The organism is Paenibacillus sp. EKM211P (genome assembly GCF_011066175.1).
Taxonomy (GTDB): domain Bacteria; phylum Bacillota; class Bacilli; order Paenibacillales; family Paenibacillaceae; genus Paenibacillus; species Paenibacillus polymyxa.
In genome coordinates this window covers 97,391-115,314 of sequence record NZ_JAAMNS010000006.1, presented here as the reverse complement: position 1 = coordinate 115,314, position 17,924 = coordinate 97,391, and the positions used below count along the sequence as shown (strand labels likewise).

Below are 17,924 nucleotides of genomic sequence, written 5' to 3'. Positions count from 1 at the left end.
TTAGCTTGAAATTGTTAACCTTAAATGCACATGCTTGGATGGAAGAAAACCAACACGATAAGCTGAGGCAATTGGCTGCTTTTATTGATGAACAGCAGTTTGATGTCATTGCTTTGCAGGAAGTGAATCAGTCCATGAAAGAGACTCCTTTGTCAGCGGACGATTTGGGCGCGTACTATAGTGCAGATCCTGAAGTTGTCATTAAACGTGATAACTATGCTTATGTGCTGAATGGGCTATTGTCCGATGCCTATCACTGGACGTGGGCTCCTGCGCATGTGGGTTTTGCCAAATATGACGAGGGTTTGGCGATTCTGTCCAAAGCACCGATTACAGCTACGGTGAACGAATATGTTTCCTCGGTACAGGACTATGACAACTACCGCTCGCGTAAAATTGTGGGCATTCAGACTGTGGTGGACGGAGTGCAGGCCTGGTTTGTCAGTGGGCATTATAACTGGTGGAATGATGAAGAATCCTTCCGCGGACTATGGGATCGTACAATCGAAGTGCTCGCTCCTTTAGCTCCGGCTCCTATGTTTGTGATGGGGGATTTCAACAACGCGGCTGAAGTGCGCGGAGAAGGATATGACTATGTATTGCAATCCGGTTGGTCAGACACCTATCCGAATGCAGTAGTACATGATGCAGGACACACGGTCATCAAGGCTATTGCTGGCTGGGAAAGTAATGCGGAGCCGCTCCGTATTGACTACATCTTTTCCAATAAGGCCGCACATGTTCAATCTTCAACGGTCGTACTGAACGGGAAAACAGGACCCGTTGTATCCGATCATTTCGGCGTTGCAGTCGAGTTGGAACTGTGATGAACACAAAGGAGGCCAGTTGCTTATGCGATTGGCCTTTTTTTTACGGAGTTCGATTTTAATCGAATGACATATTGAATAACAATCGCAATCAATACTAATATCATATTGTAATAAAAGGGGGTACTGATGCTAAAACGTTCCATGAGTGCACCTGCGATGATCGGAGACGCAATGGCCCCCAATTCGGATAAAGATACGACATTGCCGATAAATGAGCTTCTATTGTCTTCAGGAATAACATCTCCTAGCTGCGAGTAAAAGGAATCCAGATAGCTGGCTCCTCCTATACCTCCGATGAACATCCCCAAGTATACGATCCACGGTTCTGTGAACCACAGAAATAGGATGATTTCCATCATGATCAACAATAGACCGATGATACATAGCAGCAAGCGATCCTTGAGCATATCAGATATTTTGCCAATAAAGGGTGCTGATACAAAGGTCGATATGCCGATGATTGTAAAGGCTAAGCTGATTTCTGCTGGACTCCAATGGAGCTTGTAGGTCGCATATACTGAGAAGTATGTTAAAAATATAGCAAATGCACTCATTTCAAGAAAATGAACGGTGGAATAAAGCAACAACTGTTTCGTTAATTTGATTCTTCTCTGCGATTTTTGAAAGGGGGGATGCTGTGGCTGTGGCTTTAAGAGAGAATTAGCGAAAGTCATTCTTGAAACGGCAACGAAGGATATACAGGCAAAAAAAGCAACGAAATAGAATGGAAAGGATAAAGAAAAATAAAAAACGATAACTCCACTTATAAGAGGGCCTAAAATCATACCAGTACCTTCACTGCTGCTGATATATCCATTGAGCGTGCCTCGATTCTCTGCGGTGCTCATATGGTTGATCGTGACTCTGACGAAGACGGTTAGCCCTATAGCCACCAAGCCTTGAAGAAGTCTAAGTATAGATAAAACAATGAAGCTTCCTGCAACCGGGAACAGAAGCATACAAACAATTTCGGCGATGAGTAAGCTCAACCCCAAGCGTTTTGCACCGATCTTTTCATATATTTGTCCTGCCATGCCTCCACCAAGAAATCTTCCCACATAAAACAAAGAAAATAAAATGCTCATGCCAAGTGTAGATATCCCGAATTGCTCTACATAAATAGCAAAGAGTGGAAGGATCATGCTTCCACTCATGTTAGCAATAAGGCTGATCACGATCATACAGGCAATATTACGATTTAAATATAAGTGTTTTACCATATCCTCGGAGCCTCTCTTTGGTTTGCATCGTGGGAACCGTTATTCGGTTTACACCTGATTACGGATGAACGGCTTCAAGTCGAGTTAGTCGGTTCCCATATAGAGTACGCAAGTGAGTTCCTCGCGGTACCCAAATCCCAATGCATTGATGGAGGTATGAGCAGCGGATAAGAGGAATTCTTTTGTTTAATTTATGCTCTGTTCGTATGACAAGGGAGTGGTGTAGCCTTTAAGCAGGGAAGCCGCCTCCTGGTGGTGGCCAAGCTCCATAAATACGGCGCAGCAGTACAATTTCACCCAAATGATAGGAATTGTGGGAAGCGATATTTCGCAGCAATCCCGCTTTTGTTTCACCTGGGAAATGAGCCAGTGATTCATCCAGTTGCGCGGTTTCGGCAATTTGCACAGCCCGATCTACGCCTTGTAAAAATTCATTAATGACAGCCTGCCATGCCTCTTCGCTTTGCGGTCCAATTTCTTCGGGCCAGCTTTCCATGACATTGCCCGGAAGCTGGGGCTTCCGTCCTTCCAAATGCTCCAACATAAATTGCTGCCAGTAAATCATATGTTTCAGTAGTTGATAAATGCTGTAGGGCATTTCTGCGTTTTTCTTCCCTGCTAGCTCGACGTTAATGTCTGGCAAAGCCCGAGCCACGCGAATATGTCCACGTTCCCCGACCAGTGATTTAACCAGCGCTTGACCGAATAATTGGTTGGCATCCGACATGTAGGATCATCCCTTCTATGAGAGCTTGTTTCTAGCTTAGTCTTATTTTACGATTATACAATTATATTTTCCAAAATGTAAATGAATACGTGTTTTAAAGTAAAGGGCAGAAATCATTTTAATAAAGTAGTTGATAATTGTTCTCAATTAAATTACAATAATATTGTTTCAAGAGAAACAATAAACGACATTTATATGTGTTGTTTAGTATATACGGAAACGTTAAGGGGAGCTTTCTGTATATATATATTGTTTCTGTTGAAACAATAGGTGGTGGGAATAAAGTTTTTAGATAGGGGTGTGAACATGGATTACGAAGTGATTGTTGTAGGCGGCGGACCCGTTGGGATGTGGTTGGCTGCTGAGTTGGCATTGGCGAGGGTAAGCGTATGTGTAATTGAACGTTTGGAGGAGCCTATTCGCCAGTCGCGTGCGCTTACGCTACATCCACGGACACTTGAGATGTTTGATATGCGTGGATTGAAGGAGCGGTTTATGAAGCACGGCAGACCTATACGTACAGGTCACTTTGCAATGCTGGATACCCGCTTGGATTTTTCTGCGCTTGATAGTTCCTCCAATTATACATTGTTTATCCCACAGGTGATTACAGAGCAGTTGATTGAGGAGCATGCGCTCAAGCTGGGAGTTATCGTCCATCGTGGCATGGAAGTGGTATCTGTACGGGAGCAGGAGCAGGGCGTAGAAGTGGTGAGTGTACGCGCGTCTGGACCACAAGCCAATGTATCGGTGATGACTGCTGCCTATGTCGTAGGAGCGGATGGGGCCGGTAGCATCGTGCGGAAACAAGCGGGGATTGCTTTTCCGGGCACGGATACTACTCTGACTGCTGTATTAGCGGATGTAGAGTTAGCCAATCCGCCTGAAAATGGCGTACATTCCGAATATAGTAAACGAGGCGGGGTGATGATTGCCCCCGTGTCTTCAGGTATTTATCGGGTTATTTTGACTACACTTCGATTGATGGATGTCCCGAAAGACGCACCTGTAACGCTGGAAGAAGTGCGCACAGAGCTGTACGATCTGCTTGGTACAGATCTTGGCGTATCCAATCCTCGCTGGTTATCTCGATTTGGGAATGCAACGCGGCAGGCGCAGACCTATCGTAAAGGGAGAATCCTGCTAGCAGGTGATGCTGCGCATATCCACTTCCCGGCAGGCGGACAGGGAATGAATGTTGGCTTGCAAGAGGCTGCGAATCTGGGATGGAAGCTAGCAGGAGTGATTCGTGGCTGGGCTCCAGACACGCTGCTGAATAGTTATCATGACGAACGCTATCCGGTTAATACGCAGTTTTTACGGAATACCGAGGTTCAGACCCGCTTAATGGATTTTACGCCTGCTGTATTGGCGCACCGCCAATTACATGAGGAATGGTTCCGCCATCCGGAAATTAATCGGTCTATGGCAGAGCAGATTAGTGCACTGGATGTATGTTATCCAGGGGCTGGCAATATACCGCAGCATCCGCTGAACGGGAAACGGTTTGCTGATTTTGAATTGCGGTTGCCTAACGGAGTGACATCGTATGCTTACGATCTTCTTCATGAAGGCCGATTTGTGCTTCTCCATCTTGCACAGGATACTAAGGTATCGAATGAGTTTCGCCATATCTCAATTTCACATATTTCATATGTGGAGGCCGTAGCTGAAGAATTGCCCGTTGGATGGAGAGATGTGCATACGGTTCTCATCCGTCCGGATGGGTATATCGCTTGGGCTGTTTCTGTGAAACAAACGGATATATTGAGTGTTATTAAGGATGCATTGTCACGTTAATATAAAGGAAAAAGGTATGATCATGACCATATTGTTTCCTGTGAAACAAATGTGGGCTATAATGAAAGGAGGAGTATGCCAAAGGAGTGACTACTTGTTCGTATGGAGAAGGCGACATCGGTTCAGCATGTCTATGATTTGCTTATTAAGATGAATCACCAACTGGAGCAGCATCAGCAGAGAGAGGGCATGATCTTTCTCGAGGAAATCCGCGAGCACTTTGACGGAATGACTTCGCTCAATATGACGGATGTGCACGTTATGGATTGTATTGGGAGGCATGAGCCGATCAATGTTACAACCTTAGCGGAACGAATGGAACTGAGCAAGGGTACCGTTTCGAAAGTTAGCACCAAGCTGCTCAAGGAAGGCTGGATTCGCAGAACCCAGCTGAACGACAACAAAAAAGAGATTTATTTTCGGCTAACCCCGTTGGGGAAAAAGCTCTTTCTTGTACATGAGCGGCTGCATGCTAAGGCACAGCATCAGTTATTTCAATTTTTAGATCGTTACAGCTCGGAAGAACTAAATGTCTTGAAGCGTCTGCTGTCCGATGGCGTAGGTTTCTTGGAAGCTATGGAGTAGCAGAAGATGAGTCTCAATTCAAAGGACATTTAAATCATCGACAATGTGCACCTGTTTATTCTTCATGTGATAGACACATGGAGAGATGCGGGTGCTTTTCTTTTAATGCAATAGCCGTTTTGCTTCCATATAGAGCACCTGCACGAACTTTTTCGTATTAATCCGGGCTTGGGACAGTGAAGGCTCCACATTGTTTTGCAGCTCCAACATTTTTTTGCGGATTTCTGTAAAATCAAAAAACTTGGATGCATAATTTTCAAACTTAGGATGAGTATAGTCGGTCAACCCGAGCGATACAATATGGCTTAATGTCTGGAAAATAGCGCGGCGGACACGCTGCTCCGATGCCTTGATTTCCTTGCTTAGCTCTATTGCTGAAGCTGAGTCTCCTAATCGTTTCAACGCTATATTGGCAAATATATCCTTTAGCGAGGGGAACAGATAGGGGGATAGATTGCCTGTTTCCTCCTCATATTGGTCCAAGTATTCCAACATATCCAGTAAATCTACACTTCCGGCTTCGCCAATCATTCCCATTTCGGAGAGCAGAAACTGTCCCGAACTCACAATGTTTCGGGTCGGTTCCAGTGTCGCTGATGGGCCATTCGATGTGAACATCGACAGTCCTTGCAGTGTGCGCTGGATATCTGTAATCGATTGCTGCATACGCAGGCGTTCGGTTACTTTTTGGATAACTGCAATAATTTCCAGTCGGTTTAAAGGCTTGGCAATATAATATTCAATACCGAGTGAGTACGCCTCACCGATCATGTTTTTGGATTCAATCCGAGAAATCATAATGATTTTTCCGCTAAATTGATCACCGAGTGCACGCACGGTCTGAATGCCGTCACGAAGCGGCATCAGCAGGTCAATCAGCAATACATCAATTCGGTTCAGCTCCAGCAGGCCGCTATTCACGTAGGAACCATCCTCCGCTTCCCCAACAACCTCTCCTAAACCCTCGTCTTCAATAATGTCTGCCAGCATAGAACGAATCCCCTGATCGTCATCTACAATATAAAAACGCATCCGGGCTATCTTCCTTTCTCCGTCAGTTTCCGTAAAGGTAATATGATTCTAAAAGTGGTCTGTAATCTATCTGTATGCTCATCTTCATTCTGTAGTAGTTCAAGCGTTCCATCAAGACTCTCCGCGACTTCACGCACGTAAAATAAACCCATGCCGGTCGAAGGCTGTCCTCCCTCATCATACTTGGTCGTGTATCCCGGTGTGAAGATCATTTCCCGTTTGCGCTGAGGAATACCTGGACCGTTATCGGTGACACTAAAGGATATTATATCCTCTTGCCCTGGTAGAAAATGAATGGAGACGTCAATCCTTCCACTGTCTTTCATCGCTTCTACTGAATTGGAGGTCAGGTTGTTAATCAGAGTGAGAACTGTATAAACATGCAGTTTGGGCAACAAAGGATCGAAATTCAGCGTGAAACGGATAGACTTGCCTAACGATTGGGCGTATTTGCTGTTCGTTCGGACGATCAGCTCGCCAAGTTCCTGTGAGGTCATATAATGCACTTCGCTTTCCGAATCAATGAGCTTGGACAAGCCGGCAAAAATCCGCTGGCTGTCTTTTTTAATCTCATGGACTTGTCCGGAAATACGAAGTGCCTGTCTGGCGTAATGTTCTCTATCTTTCAGAGATTCATCCTGCTGCAGCTCGCGGTATAGCTCATAGCTTTCACGGGTGATTTGCTCTGCATGTGACAAAGTTTTGCCTAACTGGACTGACTCCTCATACAAGTCCGATACCAGGAGTAAAATTCGCTCCGTTTGCTGTCTTTGTGCCTCTTCATGCTGAACAGATTGATTTAATCGAATCATATTATAGAACCCAAGCACAAAGAAGCTGCGGATCATGGCCATAAAAGCCACTTTGCTGATCTTAACGATGTCCCAGAAATCACCATCAATGCTTCGCCGGACACTAAGCTCTGCCACACTTGCGGCAACCTCAATTCCCACAGAGAGGATGCCCACACGCAGTGCGCGGTAAGGCTCAGCATTAATGTTAAGAACCTGAAAGAGCAGGCCATAAACCATATAATAAAAAAAGGTAGGTCCATGCAAGGTCATTAATTCTTCAAAGGAAGAGCCGGGATGAAGGTAATGATTGAGTGAAATACGAAATGCAACTACTGCTATTCCTGCAAACACTCCCGATAATGCAGGTGGAATATGACGTATAGATAACAGAAAGAAAAAAAATACGGGCGTACCAAAGCTGAGACGAAATGTATTATCGAACGGGTGAATATTCAACTCACCTGCTAGGGGTACAAAGATAAGCATCAGCAGGAAAAGAAGGGTATTTAGCTTCATCCATATTCACCTCCGGGTATTTGTTTCAGAAAGTCAATGTAAGATAAATTCACAGGCTTAGCATTAATACTTGTGAATTTATAGAAAAAAACAAATACATGTGTAGATAACTGTCGGTTTTTATAGTTCGGATTGTAGTATAAATAACATCATTTGAATATTAAGAGCTGCATACTGCAAAAATATACAAACCAGCCAGGGGGGACATGAAGTGAAAAAGATTAATTTAACAATGCAAATCTTTATCGGTCTGGCTTTAGGTATTATTGTTGGTGCCTTATTTTACGGCAATTCAGGGGTGGAAGTCTACTTAAAGCCGATCGGTGATATTTTCATCCGCTTAATCAAGATGATTGTCGTACCTATTGTAATCTCAACGCTCATTATTGGTGTAGCCGGCGTCGGAGATATGAAGAAACTGGGGAAACTCGGCGGGAAGTCGATTCTGTACTTCGAAATTGTAACGACCATTGCGATCCTGTTTGGTCTGCTTGTTGCCAATCTGGTTCGCCCCGGTGAGGGCGTGGACATGTCCCACCTGGCCAAGAGCGATATCCATTCCTATGTGGAGACTGCGGAAAAGTCAGGCCATAGCTTTATAGATACGATTGTGCATATTGTACCTACCAATGTTATTCAAGCCCTGGGCGAAGGAGATATGCTGGCTATTATATTCTTCTCCGTGTTGTTTGGACTAGGAGTAGCTGCGATTGGTAACAAGGGCAAGCCTGTGCTGAATTTCTTTGAAGGTGTAGCCGACGCCATGTTCTGGGTAACCAATCAGGTCATGCGCCTCGCTCCGTTCGGTGTATTTGCACTGATTGGCACGACAGTGGCCAAGTTTGGATTAGCCTCGTTATGGCCGTTATTGAAGCTTGTACTGTCAGTGTATGGCTCCATGTTACTGTTTATTGTGATTGTCTTTGGAATTATCGCCAAGCTTTGCGGTACCCGTCTCTGGACTATGGTTAAAATTTTGAAAAGTGAGCTGTTGCTTGCATATTCGACGGCCAGCTCGGAAAGTGTCCTGCCTAAGATCATGGAGAAGATGGAGAAATTCGGGTGTCCGAAGGGAATCACATCCTTTGTCATTCCGATCGGATATTCTTTTAATCTGGACGGCTCCACTCTGTATCAAGCACTGGCTGCAATTTTCATTGCCCAAATGTATGGCATTGATTTGCCGATCACGACCCAAATCACGCTGGTACTCGTGCTGATTATTTCCTCCAAAGGTATTGCAGGCGTGCCGGGCGCTTCCTTTGTCGTGTTGCTCGCTACGCTGGGAGCAGTGAATCTCCCGCTGGAAGGTCTGGCCTTTATCGCTGGTATTGATCGTATTCTGGATATGGCGCGTACGGTAGTCAATGTTTTAGGGAACTCGCTTGCGGCTGTAGTCATGTCCAAATGGGAAGGACAATATGATAAAGAAAAAGGCGAGGAATACGTTGCTTCAATTAAATAAGATACATTGAACCGAATAGTGGATACCAAGAGCACCTTTGCGAAGTAATGCAGAGGTGTTCTTTTTGTTTCCAGACTTGTTAACACACTTCCTTTTTCGACATTTTTCGATGTTTTTTGTATGGATATATAGGTATATGGACACGAAAAATAAGTCTTAATACCTATACGATTATAGATTTATTTATAATGATTCTTAATAAAATTCCGATATTAAATTATACCGTTTTATATAACTGGCTTAGAAGGGAAGATCATATATGTTTCTCAAGAAAAATGAGTCTCAATCACTTGCTCCTTTAGTAGAAGAAAGCCGCAAACTCTCACAAAGAATACAGCAAAAGGATTATTCTGCTGCAATACAGGTTTCCTCAGCATCTCCTGAAATTCAAGAAATCGCAAACAATGTCAACCAAGCGATAGAGTCCATGAAAAATGATGCTCAACATGTTGATATCCGTTTGAAGCTTGTTACCAAGGCGATAGAGATTGGCTTATGGGACATGGAGGTCATTGCGGGTGATCCCGTCAATCCAAGTAATACGTTTACATGGTCAGAAGAATTCCGTTCTATGCTGGGATATCAGAGCGAAAAGGAATTCCCCAATGTATTGGACAGCTGGTCATCTCGACTACACCCCGAAGACTATGACAGATCTTTGGCAGAATTGTCTGATCATTTACTGGATACTACGGGGAAAACCCCTTATGACGTACAGTATCGTTTGAGGCTGAAGCATGGAGAATATCGCTGGTTCCGGGCTACCGGAACGACGATCCGTGACCAGCAGGGAGTGCCGCTTCGTATTGCGGGCGCTCTGTTGGATGTGCACGATCAGAAGATTAAGTCCGAGGAGCTTCAGGCGCTAGTTACAAGATATGATCTCATTAACCTCGTGTTGGTTGAAGCTCCTTACGATGTAAATATTATCGGAGGGGACATAGAGAATCCGGATAATACATTTTGGTGGTCACCGCAATTCCGCGAAACGCTGGGTTTTAAGGACGAGCAGGATTTTCCAAGCAAGCTTAGCAGCTGGGCTTCAATCCTGTATCCTGAGGATGCTGAAATGGCGATTAAAGTTTTGAATGATCATTTAAATGATTATACGGGGCGCACACCGTACGAAATGGAATGCCGTTTAGTGCGTAAGAATGGTGAACATCGCTGGTACTATTGCAGTGGGAAAACATTGCGCGATAGCAGGGGAGTACCTATTCGCATTGCCGGAACCATCCGTGATATCACAGTGGAAAAGGAAAAGCAGGCTGTTGCAGACGAGCTTACGCTCAAAATTCAGCATCTCTCCGATTCCATTACAGAAATGGTGAACGGTGTTAACTCGGTTAGTAACCAGGCACAGGAATTGGCTACGGCTCAAGAGCAATCGACAGAGGCAGCGAATCAGGCCAAAGTCAGTGCAGAAGAGACGCAAAACATTTCGAACTTCATTAAAGAGATTGCGAATCAAACGAATCTATTGGGTCTGAATGCTGCAATCGAGGCATCGCGTGCAGGCGAGCAGGGACGGGGTTTTGCAGTAGTTGCAGATGAAGTCAGAAAACTTGCCATCCATAGTGCGGATGCGACCGGGAATATCGAGACCAGTCTGGACGAAATGAAAACACTCATCGAGCGAATTCTGCACAACATCGGGAATATGTCTACGCTGACACAAACACAAGCCGCGCTAACACAGCAAGTCAATGCATCTACGGACGAGATCAACAGTATGTCCAAAGCTTTGTTGGATTTTGCGAGAACGATGTAAGGTTTTAGACTTCATGTAAATAGTAGACCGGGCCATAGGCTCGGTCTCTTTACTGCTTTTGGTAGATGAACTATACTTTTTGAGGATCAATCTAAGATGACCTCAGAGTAATTTCATGTGGAAAAGAGGAAGCGATTTGAGCCTACTTAGTTCAATATTGGTTGGAATTGTAGCGCTGGAGCACGTGTACATTTTAGTATTGGAAATGTTTTTGTGGACGACTCCACGCGCGATGCGTACGTTCGGTACCTCGAAGGAACTGGCAGGAGTGACCAAGTCCTTGGCAGCCAATCAGGGGCTGTATAACGGATTTCTGGCTGCTGGATTGGTGTGGGGCTTGTTCTATCCCGATCCTGTGATCGGGCGGCAAATCGAATTATTTTTTGTCATTTGCGTAGTAGTGGCTGCAGTGTATGGTGCATTAACGGCTAATAAGTCTATTTTATTAAAGCAAGGTCTGCCTGCCATCTTGGCATTAATCAGTTTGCTGGTCTTCTAAAAGACGCCCTTAACGGGTGTCTTTTTTGCTAATTCGATCACATAATGTCTGCAATGCTAATGACAAGGGGAATAAACAGTTTTTGAACGATTGTAAATCCGACTATTCCGATTTATAATATTTTTTAATACATACTTAAAGAATTTGGAGGCTAGAGCGATGCGTCGTAATTTGACAGGTATATTCGTATTCATCGTATTAATGTTGGTAGTAAGTGCATGCTCCGGCGGAAATTCGGGATCTTCGTCTGCGACGAATGGTAGTGCGTCTGGCACAGATGCAACTACAGCGGATAACGGACAGCCCAAAGATGGTGGCAGCCTGATTATCGGCGTGCAAGCCGATCCGGTGGTGCTGAATCCGAACTATGCGGGTGACCGGGTAAGTCTGACGATAGATCAAGCGATATTTGCACCTTTGTTCCAAGTGAACAATGGCAAGAAGACGTTTTATTTGGCAGATAGCCTGACTCCTTCGGCAGACAAGTTGACCTATACACTAAAACTGAAAAAGGATCTGACTTGGCATGATGGCGAGAAGCTGACAGCTGACGATGTCGTTTTCACGATTAACAAAATTTTAGATGAGAAGCAGCACAGCTTCTTGAGAAGTAATTTTATGGTCAACGGCAAGCCGGTACAGGCGAGCAAGGTTGATGATACGACGGTGGACTTCAAGCTTCCTCAGCCAGCCCCAGCTTTTGAGGCAGCCCTGGTACAGGTATCCCCGATTCCGAAGCACATTTTTGAGAATGAAGCGGATATTGAGAAAAGCACGAAAAACAACACTCCGGTTGGATCAGGTCCTTTCAAATTTAAAGAGTACAAAACCGGCGAGTACGTTACACTTGAACGGTTCGATAACTATTTTGGCGGCAAGCCGCATCTGGATTCTGTGACATATCGAATTGTTAAAGATTCGAATGCTGCCAATTTAGCCCTGCAAAATGGTGAAATCAATGTAAACTATCTCGACCCACAAAACGTAGACACCATTAAAGCGACAGATAAGTTTGACATTTTCCCTTACAGCGAAGGCCGCTTGGCTTACCTGATGTTTAATGAAAACAGTGATACGAAGCAGTTGAACAAAAAAGAAGTACGTCAGGCGCTTTCTTATGCACTGAATCAGGATGAATTGATCCAGGTATCGTATGGCTCCAAAGATTATGCAGATACTGCAAAGTCCGCTTTGACACAGGATGTACTGTATCACACGAATGATGTTGCATTTTTCAATAATGATGTGAACAAGGCGAAGGAGCTGCTGAAATCAGCTGGCGCTGAAGGGCTGAAGCTGCGCATTATCATTCCGGGCGGCAACAAGGTTCAGGAAGCACAGGCGCTGTATATCCAGCAGAAGTTCAAGGATATTGGCGTTCAGCTGGAGGTGAACAGCATGGATTCCTCAGCGTGGTCGCAAAAATTCGTTGATACGAATGCCAAGGATTTCGATCTGGCGATCAGCGGCTATATCATGGGGTATGACCCTGATGCGTATCGTATTTTGTATAGCACGGGATCGTCCTCCAACTATTCGCATTATTCTAATAAAGAAGTAGATAAGTTGTTGGAAGAGGGCGCGGGTGAGTCGGATACGACTAAACGTGGAGAAATTTATAAAAAGGTACAAGAAATTTTGGCTGATGATGCGGTTATCTACCCAATTGCATACACCAAAACGATTGTGGCCTTCGACAAGCAGTATGGCGGTATTGATCAGGCTGTGTTGAAGCCGGTCGTGATTTTCGAGGATTTGTCCAAAATTTATCACAAATAAGACAGGGTTTTCAAAAAATAAGCTGGGGTAACCAGCTTATTTTTTTCGAAAACAGCAAGGGGAAGGAAAACGTATGAGACAACTCATCGCCAGAAGGTTGCTGCAAGTTATACCGATGCTATTTTTTGTGTCCATCGTCTGCTTCGGCTTGATCAAGCTGGCTCCAGGTGATCCGGTTCTCTCTTTTGTTACACCGAATATGCATCTGGGAGATATTGAAAGAATGAGGCATAGCTTGGGGCTGGACCAGCCCGCTTATGTACAGTACATATTATGGCTTAAAAAAAGCCTGACAGGAGATCTAGGTTATTCGCTAATTAATCATCAGCCTGTACTGGATCAGATTCTCGGCCGTCTCCCGGCGACAGCGGGGTTAATGGGCGCCTCCATCATACTCGCTGTGTTGATTGCAATTCCACTTGGTTTGATTGCTGCGGCCAATCGGAATCGCTGGATCGACAAGCTCATTAATCTAATGTCGTACATCGGTATTTCTGTCCCATTGTTTTGGCTTGGCATTTTGCTTATTTATCTGTTTGCAATTTATTTGCATTGGCTTCCAAGTACAGGGATGCGTACGATCGGAACGGATTCGGTGCTGGATGTGATCAAGCATGGCATTTTGCCATGTTTTGTACTGGCCTTTGGCTTTCTATCTGTCTATGTGAGGTACATCCGTTCCAGCACGATTACGCAGCTTAAGGAAGAGTACGTGCAGATTCAATACGCGTTCGGGTCTGGACAACGACTGGTTTTGTTTCGACACGTGCTCAAGCATGTGCTGCTGCCCATCATTACGCTGCTTGGTATGTCGGTTGCGGACCTGGTGGCGGGAGCCATTGTGACGGAGACGGTATTTTCCTGGCCGGGTATTGGCTCGCTGGGCATGACGGCTGTAAAAGGAATGGATTATCCCGTCATTATGGGGATTACCTTATTTTCCGCTTTGCTGCTGATCCTGGGTAATCTGCTGGCAGATATCTTGTACAGCATGGCGGACCCGAGAATTAAATCAACGAGGTGAAAACATGAATCGGAGCAAATGGCGCAACATCGGGATCGAGCTGATGACGAGCAAAATGGGCGCCGTCGCCCTCATACTATTGATCGTATTCTCGCTGGGAGCGATTTTCGCATTTTTATCACCGCAGGACCCGAATAAGCTGAACGTACTGGAGCGCCTCCAACCACCGGGAGGCGCACACTGGTTTGGAACGGACGATTACGGTCGGGACTATTTTACAAGAGCGCTGTATGGCGGTCGTGTATCCTTGCTGGTGGGCTTTGCCTCTATGATTATTGCGACCAGTATTGGTGCAGTGGTAGGCATTGTGAGCGGCTATTTTGGCGGGTGGATTGACAACCTGCTTATGCGGATTTTGGAGCTAATCATGTCGATTCCGTCTTTTCTAGTTATATTGCTGCTTAGTGTGTTTTTGAAGCCAGGCGTTGGCAATATCATTGTCATTATCGCCCTGCTCATGTGGATGAATATCGCCCGGGTGGTGCGGGCAGAGACGATGACGCTGCGCGAACGGGAGTATGTACTATACGCTAAGGCTTCAGGACAAAGTACATTTGGCATTATCCTGAAGCACATCGTTCCCAATCTGATTCCAGTCATTATCGTAGGAGCGACGAACAATATCGCTTCAGCCATTATGATGGAATCATCACTGAGCTTTCTCGGCTTTGGTGTTCAACTGCCGAACGCTACGTGGGGCAGTATGCTGAATAATGCCCAAGGTTATATTGCACAGGCACCATATATGGCATTGTTTCCGGGACTGCTTATTTTACTGACCGTGTTGAGCTTTAATGTACTGGGAGATGTACTGCGTGTAGGCTTTGAGCCCAAATTAGTAAAACGATGATTCACAGCATAGATCCATTACCAACGGCTCCAGGAGCGACAGGAAGGGGCGAAAACACAATGACAGAACATCTGCTGTCCGTCGAACAGCTGGAGGTCTCGTTTTTCACTCGTGAGGGGGAGAATCAGGCCGTTCGAGGGGTTAGCTTTCATATTGATGCTGGAGAAACGGTAGGAATTGTAGGAGAATCCGGTAGCGGCAAAAGCGTTACGGCGAAAGCGATCATGTCGATGATTGCCCCGCCCGGCAAGCGGCTGAACGGCGATATCCGTTACCGTGGAGAAAGTTTGACCGCGCTGACAGAAAAACAATGGCGTAAAATACGCGGTAACCAAATCGCAATGGTGTTTCAGGACCCGATGACTTCGCTGAATCCGGTCAAAAAAGTAGGCTATCATCTGGTCGAGGTGATTCGCAGGCATCGAGGATTGAGCAAGGAAGCAGCTACGCAGGCAGCTGTGGAGCTACTGCGACAGGTAGGTATTACTGAACCGGAGCGTCGAATGAATCAGTACCCGCATCAATTCAGCGGAGGGATGCGCCAGCGGGTGATGATCGCAATGGCGCTCTCGTGCAGCCCGGAGCTACTGATTGCAGATGAGCCAACTACAGCGCTGGATGTGACGATTCAGGCGCAAATATTGGAGCTGCTCAAGACGCTCAAGCAGCAATCCGATATGGCGATTGCCTTGATCACCCATGATCTGGGCGTCGTCGCCCAGGTGTGCAGCCGTGTCATCGTAATGTACGGCGGCATGGTGATGGAGGAGGGGCGTGTGGACGATATCTTCTATCGTCCTGGGCATCCATATACGCAGGGTCTGCTGCGCTCTGTACCCCAGCGTACGAACGGCTTCCGTGAGCGGCTGGTGCCGATTGAGGGCACGCCCCCGGATCTGGTGAACCCGCCATCAGGCTGTCCGTTCATGGAACGGTGCCCGCATGCGTTTGCCCGCTGTGTGGAGCGGCCGCCAATGGTGGAGTTGCGCTCTGACCAGCGAGCAGCCTGCTGGTTGAACGAGCCGGACGCCGTGCCTGCCGGAGTCTACGAGACGTCCGAAGCGGGTCGTGCAGAGGAGGGGAATGACGGTGAATGAAGCGTTGAGAGAGGCCAACCATGTGGCGGGTGAGGATCAGCCCTTGGTGGAGGTACACCAGCTTAGAAAGCATTTTGTGACCGCAAAGGATTTGTTAGGGCGCAGCTCCGAGGTGCTCAAGGCGGTTGACGGCGTAAGCTTCCACATCAAGCGCGGCGAGACGTTCGGATTGGTTGGTGAGTCCGGTAGTGGCAAATCGACAGTTGGACGCTGCCTGACACGGTTATACGATTATACGGAAGGTACGGTACGCTTTGACGGTCAGGATATTTCCAAGCTGAATGACAAGCAGCTCAAGCCGCTGCGTCGGCGTATTCAGAGCATTTTTCAGGACCCATATTCCTCGCTTAATCCGGGTATGAACGTGCTTGACCTGATTGGTGAGCCGATGGATATTCACAGATTGCATCAGGGCAGTGAGCGTAAGGATGCCGTAGTGGCTTTACTGGAGAAGGTAGGGCTGAAGCGAGAGCACCTGTACCGCTATTCGCACGAGTTTAGCGGCGGTCAACGCCAGCGGATTTCCATCGCTCGTGCCTTATCCGTGAATCCCGAGTTCATCGTCTGTGATGAACCGATTTCGGCGCTGGATGTGTCCATCCAGGCGCAGGTCATTAACACGCTGGAGGATCTCCAGCAGGAGTTCGGACTGACGTATCTGTTCATCGCTCACGACTTGTCGATGGTGCGGCATATTTCGGATCGAATCGGCGTGATGTATCATGGACGGTTGGTGGAGGTAGCCGACGCAGATGAACTGTATGAGCAGCCCGCTCACCCCTACACGCAGGCGCTGCTCTCCTCCATCCCTGTGCCTGATCCGAGAGCGGTCGGCGAGCGGCAGAATAGCTTGGCTCAACCCGACGGTTCATGGGTATGGGACAAGGATAGCAGCGATACCGGCGAGCTGAAAGAAATTAGTCCCGGACATTATGTGGCGTACCCGGTTAGCCGTTAGGTTAAGATTGGTTGTACGTGTACATAACCTATAGGAGGTAAAAAACGATGACTGAATCAACGAATAGAGTACGTATTTCCCAGTGGGACGCGCTCATGCTGGAATCTTTACGTTCATTAGGCTGGTCCCCTGAGGAACTCATCCGTCGGGTGCAGCAAAATGAGCTGCCAACGGACGGACAATTTGATTATGCGGAGCTTGCCACCGGGCTGGCGGCCAATGAACCGGAGGTGTTTGTCAGCGCGGTAACAGACGGGTATCAGATCAAATATAATACGATCCGGGGCATTCGCACGTGGCTTGCCGTGGCGCTCGGACGTGAGCCTGAGCTGTCTCTGGAGGAAGGAAGCGAAGCTGTCACATCCGAACTGACGCAGGCTGAGTATGATCGGCTGGAGCAGGTGCTGTCGTTAGGTTGGGTCATTCAGGAGGTACGGCCCGCGACTGGCGATACTGCAGGATTGTACCGCATTGTGCCTGCTGTATAGATTAAAAGTTGACTTTGTAGAGCTTATTCTGCAGAATCAACAGAAGTGAAGGTTGCAATATATATGTTACTATAAGACATAATTTTTCTGGATAATACTTTATTTTGTTTTTTTATTAGAAAAAAATGTAAATATAGGAACGGTACTAAAATATAATACGGAATAGATATCGAAACAAAAAAAATTGCTATTTTTTATAATGATGAAGTGTTCGAGAATTCAAAAACCTGCGAAATATGGAACAAAAAACTCGTTCGTGACTAATGTAGTTTATTTAGATGTAGGGAGGATTCTTCTAACTGGCTGGCTATTATACTATCTAAGAGATAAGAGGGTGTAAAGAGGAATGATTTGAACATGCAGGAAGCGTGTGGTCTCATGTTTGATATATGAGGAACCAATAATTGTATAAATATTTTTCTATAGGCTGAGCCAGTATGTTTAAATATTTTCACCAAATTATGTAAGGTTTACTAAAAAAACAGAAAA

16 protein-coding genes are annotated in these 17,924 nt (G+C 46.1%); 12 read left to right on the top strand and 4 right to left on the bottom strand.

The window, feature by feature from the left end; genetic code table 11:
- Positions 1-5: 5 nt before the first annotated feature.
- A complete protein-coding gene (locus tag G9G57_RS12015; RefSeq protein WP_117290263.1) occupies positions 6-827 on the top strand; it encodes an endonuclease/exonuclease/phosphatase family protein in 822 nt (273 codons plus the stop codon).
- Between the two features lie 23 nt (positions 828-850).
- On the opposite strand, the gene G9G57_RS12010 is transcribed toward G9G57_RS12015, so the two are convergent.
- Positions 851-2,050, bottom strand: a complete 1,200-nt coding sequence (locus G9G57_RS12010) for an MFS transporter (RefSeq protein WP_164964989.1) — start codon at positions 2,048-2,050, stop codon at positions 851-853.
- Between the two features lie 229 nt (positions 2,051-2,279).
- On the bottom strand, positions 2,280-2,777 hold the full coding sequence (locus G9G57_RS12005; protein ID WP_039276594.1) for a DinB family protein: 498 nt from the start codon (positions 2,775-2,777) through the stop codon (positions 2,280-2,282).
- A 306-nt stretch (positions 2,778-3,083) separates the two neighbouring features.
- On the opposite strand from G9G57_RS12005, the gene G9G57_RS12000 reads away from it, so the two are divergent.
- Together G9G57_RS12000 and G9G57_RS11995 are read left to right on the top strand one after the other, a co-directional pair.
- Positions 3,084-4,577, top strand: coding sequence for a monooxygenase (locus G9G57_RS12000; protein WP_164964988.1), 1,494 nt, complete (start codon positions 3,084-3,086; stop codon positions 4,575-4,577).
- Positions 4,578-4,679: 102 nt separating this feature from the next.
- Positions 4,680-5,162, top strand: coding sequence for a MarR family transcriptional regulator (locus tag G9G57_RS11995; RefSeq protein ID WP_016820183.1), 483 nt, complete (start codon positions 4,680-4,682; stop codon positions 5,160-5,162).
- A gap of 102 nt (positions 5,163-5,264) precedes the next feature.
- On the opposite strand, the gene G9G57_RS11990 is transcribed toward G9G57_RS11995, so the two are convergent.
- On the bottom strand, positions 5,265-6,194 hold the full coding sequence (locus G9G57_RS11990) for a response regulator (RefSeq protein ID WP_016820184.1): 930 nt from the start codon (positions 6,192-6,194) through the stop codon (positions 5,265-5,267).
- Positions 6,195-6,199: 5 nt separating this feature from the next.
- The gene (locus G9G57_RS11985; RefSeq protein ID WP_044786846.1) at positions 6,200-7,504 is read right to left on the bottom strand and encodes a sensor histidine kinase; all 1,305 of its coding nucleotides are present in this window, start codon (positions 7,502-7,504) and stop codon (positions 6,200-6,202) included.
- 211 nt (positions 7,505-7,715) lie between these two features.
- Here G9G57_RS11985 and G9G57_RS11980 point away from each other — a divergent pair, with 211 nt between their 5' ends.
- The 9 genes from G9G57_RS11980 (at position 7,716) to G9G57_RS11940 (ending at position 17,435) form a co-directional block, all read left to right on the top strand.
- Positions 7,716-8,969, top strand: coding sequence for a cation:dicarboxylate symporter family transporter (locus tag G9G57_RS11980; RefSeq protein ID WP_039276598.1), 1,254 nt, complete (start codon positions 7,716-7,718; stop codon positions 8,967-8,969).
- A gap of 259 nt (positions 8,970-9,228) precedes the next feature.
- Positions 9,229-10,740 (top strand): methyl-accepting chemotaxis protein, encoded by a 1,512-nt coding sequence (locus G9G57_RS26220; RefSeq protein WP_044786848.1) that lies wholly within the window; start codon positions 9,229-9,231, stop codon positions 10,738-10,740.
- A gap of 136 nt (positions 10,741-10,876) precedes the next feature.
- Positions 10,877-11,239: a DUF1304 domain-containing protein gene (locus G9G57_RS11970; RefSeq protein ID WP_044786849.1), complete on the top strand. Its 363-nt coding sequence runs from the start codon at positions 10,877-10,879 to the stop codon at positions 11,237-11,239.
- 159 nt (positions 11,240-11,398) lie between these two features.
- Positions 11,399-13,018, top strand: coding sequence for an ABC transporter substrate-binding protein (locus tag G9G57_RS11965; RefSeq protein ID WP_039276606.1), 1,620 nt, complete (start codon positions 11,399-11,401; stop codon positions 13,016-13,018).
- Positions 13,019-13,091: 73 nt separating this feature from the next.
- On the top strand, positions 13,092-14,042 hold the full coding sequence (locus G9G57_RS11960; RefSeq protein ID WP_113050862.1) for an ABC transporter permease: 951 nt from the start codon (positions 13,092-13,094) through the stop codon (positions 14,040-14,042).
- Between the two features lie 4 nt (positions 14,043-14,046).
- Positions 14,047-14,892 (top strand): ABC transporter permease, encoded by an 846-nt coding sequence (locus tag G9G57_RS11955; protein ID WP_016820191.1) that lies wholly within the window; start codon positions 14,047-14,049, stop codon positions 14,890-14,892.
- A gap of 59 nt (positions 14,893-14,951) precedes the next feature.
- A complete protein-coding gene (locus G9G57_RS11950) occupies positions 14,952-15,989 on the top strand; it encodes an ABC transporter ATP-binding protein (protein ID WP_107734453.1) in 1,038 nt (345 codons plus the stop codon).
- Positions 15,976-16,947 carry an ABC transporter ATP-binding protein gene (locus tag G9G57_RS11945; protein ID WP_164964987.1) on the top strand — a complete coding sequence of 324 codons (972 nt, stop codon included), beginning with the start codon at positions 15,976-15,978 and terminating at the stop codon, positions 16,945-16,947. The genes G9G57_RS11950 and G9G57_RS11945 overlap by 14 nt, the downstream gene beginning before the upstream one ends.
- A gap of 47 nt (positions 16,948-16,994) precedes the next feature.
- Positions 16,995-17,435 carry a hypothetical protein gene (locus G9G57_RS11940; protein ID WP_164964986.1) on the top strand — a complete coding sequence of 147 codons (441 nt, stop codon included), beginning with the start codon at positions 16,995-16,997 and terminating at the stop codon, positions 17,433-17,435.
- Positions 17,436-17,924 lie beyond the last annotated feature (489 nt).

Coding starts and splice junctions, on each gene's coding strand:
- G9G57_RS11950 (WP_107734453.1), top strand. CDS start 14,952: ATGACAGAACATCTGCTGTCCGTCGAACAGCTGGAGGTCTCGTTTTTC.
- G9G57_RS11995 (WP_016820183.1), top strand. CDS start 4,680: ATGGAGAAGGCGACATCGGTTCAGCATGTCTATGATTTGCTTATTAAG.
- G9G57_RS11945 (WP_164964987.1), top strand. CDS start 15,976: ATGACGGTGAATGAAGCGTTGAGAGAGGCCAACCATGTGGCGGGTGAG.
- G9G57_RS11960 (WP_113050862.1), top strand. CDS start 13,092: ATGAGACAACTCATCGCCAGAAGGTTGCTGCAAGTTATACCGATGCTA.
- G9G57_RS11985 (WP_044786846.1), bottom strand. CDS start 7,504: ATGAAGCTAAATACCCTTCTTTTCCTGCTGATGCTTATCTTTGTACCC.
- G9G57_RS11940 (WP_164964986.1), top strand. CDS start 16,995: ATGACTGAATCAACGAATAGAGTACGTATTTCCCAGTGGGACGCGCTC.
- G9G57_RS11965 (WP_039276606.1), top strand. CDS start 11,399: ATGCGTCGTAATTTGACAGGTATATTCGTATTCATCGTATTAATGTTG.
- G9G57_RS12005 (WP_039276594.1), bottom strand. CDS start 2,777: ATGTCGGATGCCAACCAATTATTCGGTCAAGCGCTGGTTAAATCACTG.
- G9G57_RS12010 (WP_164964989.1), bottom strand. CDS start 2,050: ATGGTAAAACACTTATATTTAAATCGTAATATTGCCTGTATGATCGTG.
- G9G57_RS11955 (WP_016820191.1), top strand. CDS start 14,047: ATGAATCGGAGCAAATGGCGCAACATCGGGATCGAGCTGATGACGAGC.
- G9G57_RS11990 (WP_016820184.1), bottom strand. CDS start 6,194: ATGCGTTTTTATATTGTAGATGACGATCAGGGGATTCGTTCTATGCTG.
- G9G57_RS26220 (WP_044786848.1), top strand. CDS start 9,229: ATGTTTCTCAAGAAAAATGAGTCTCAATCACTTGCTCCTTTAGTAGAA.
- G9G57_RS12000 (WP_164964988.1), top strand. CDS start 3,084: ATGGATTACGAAGTGATTGTTGTAGGCGGCGGACCCGTTGGGATGTGG.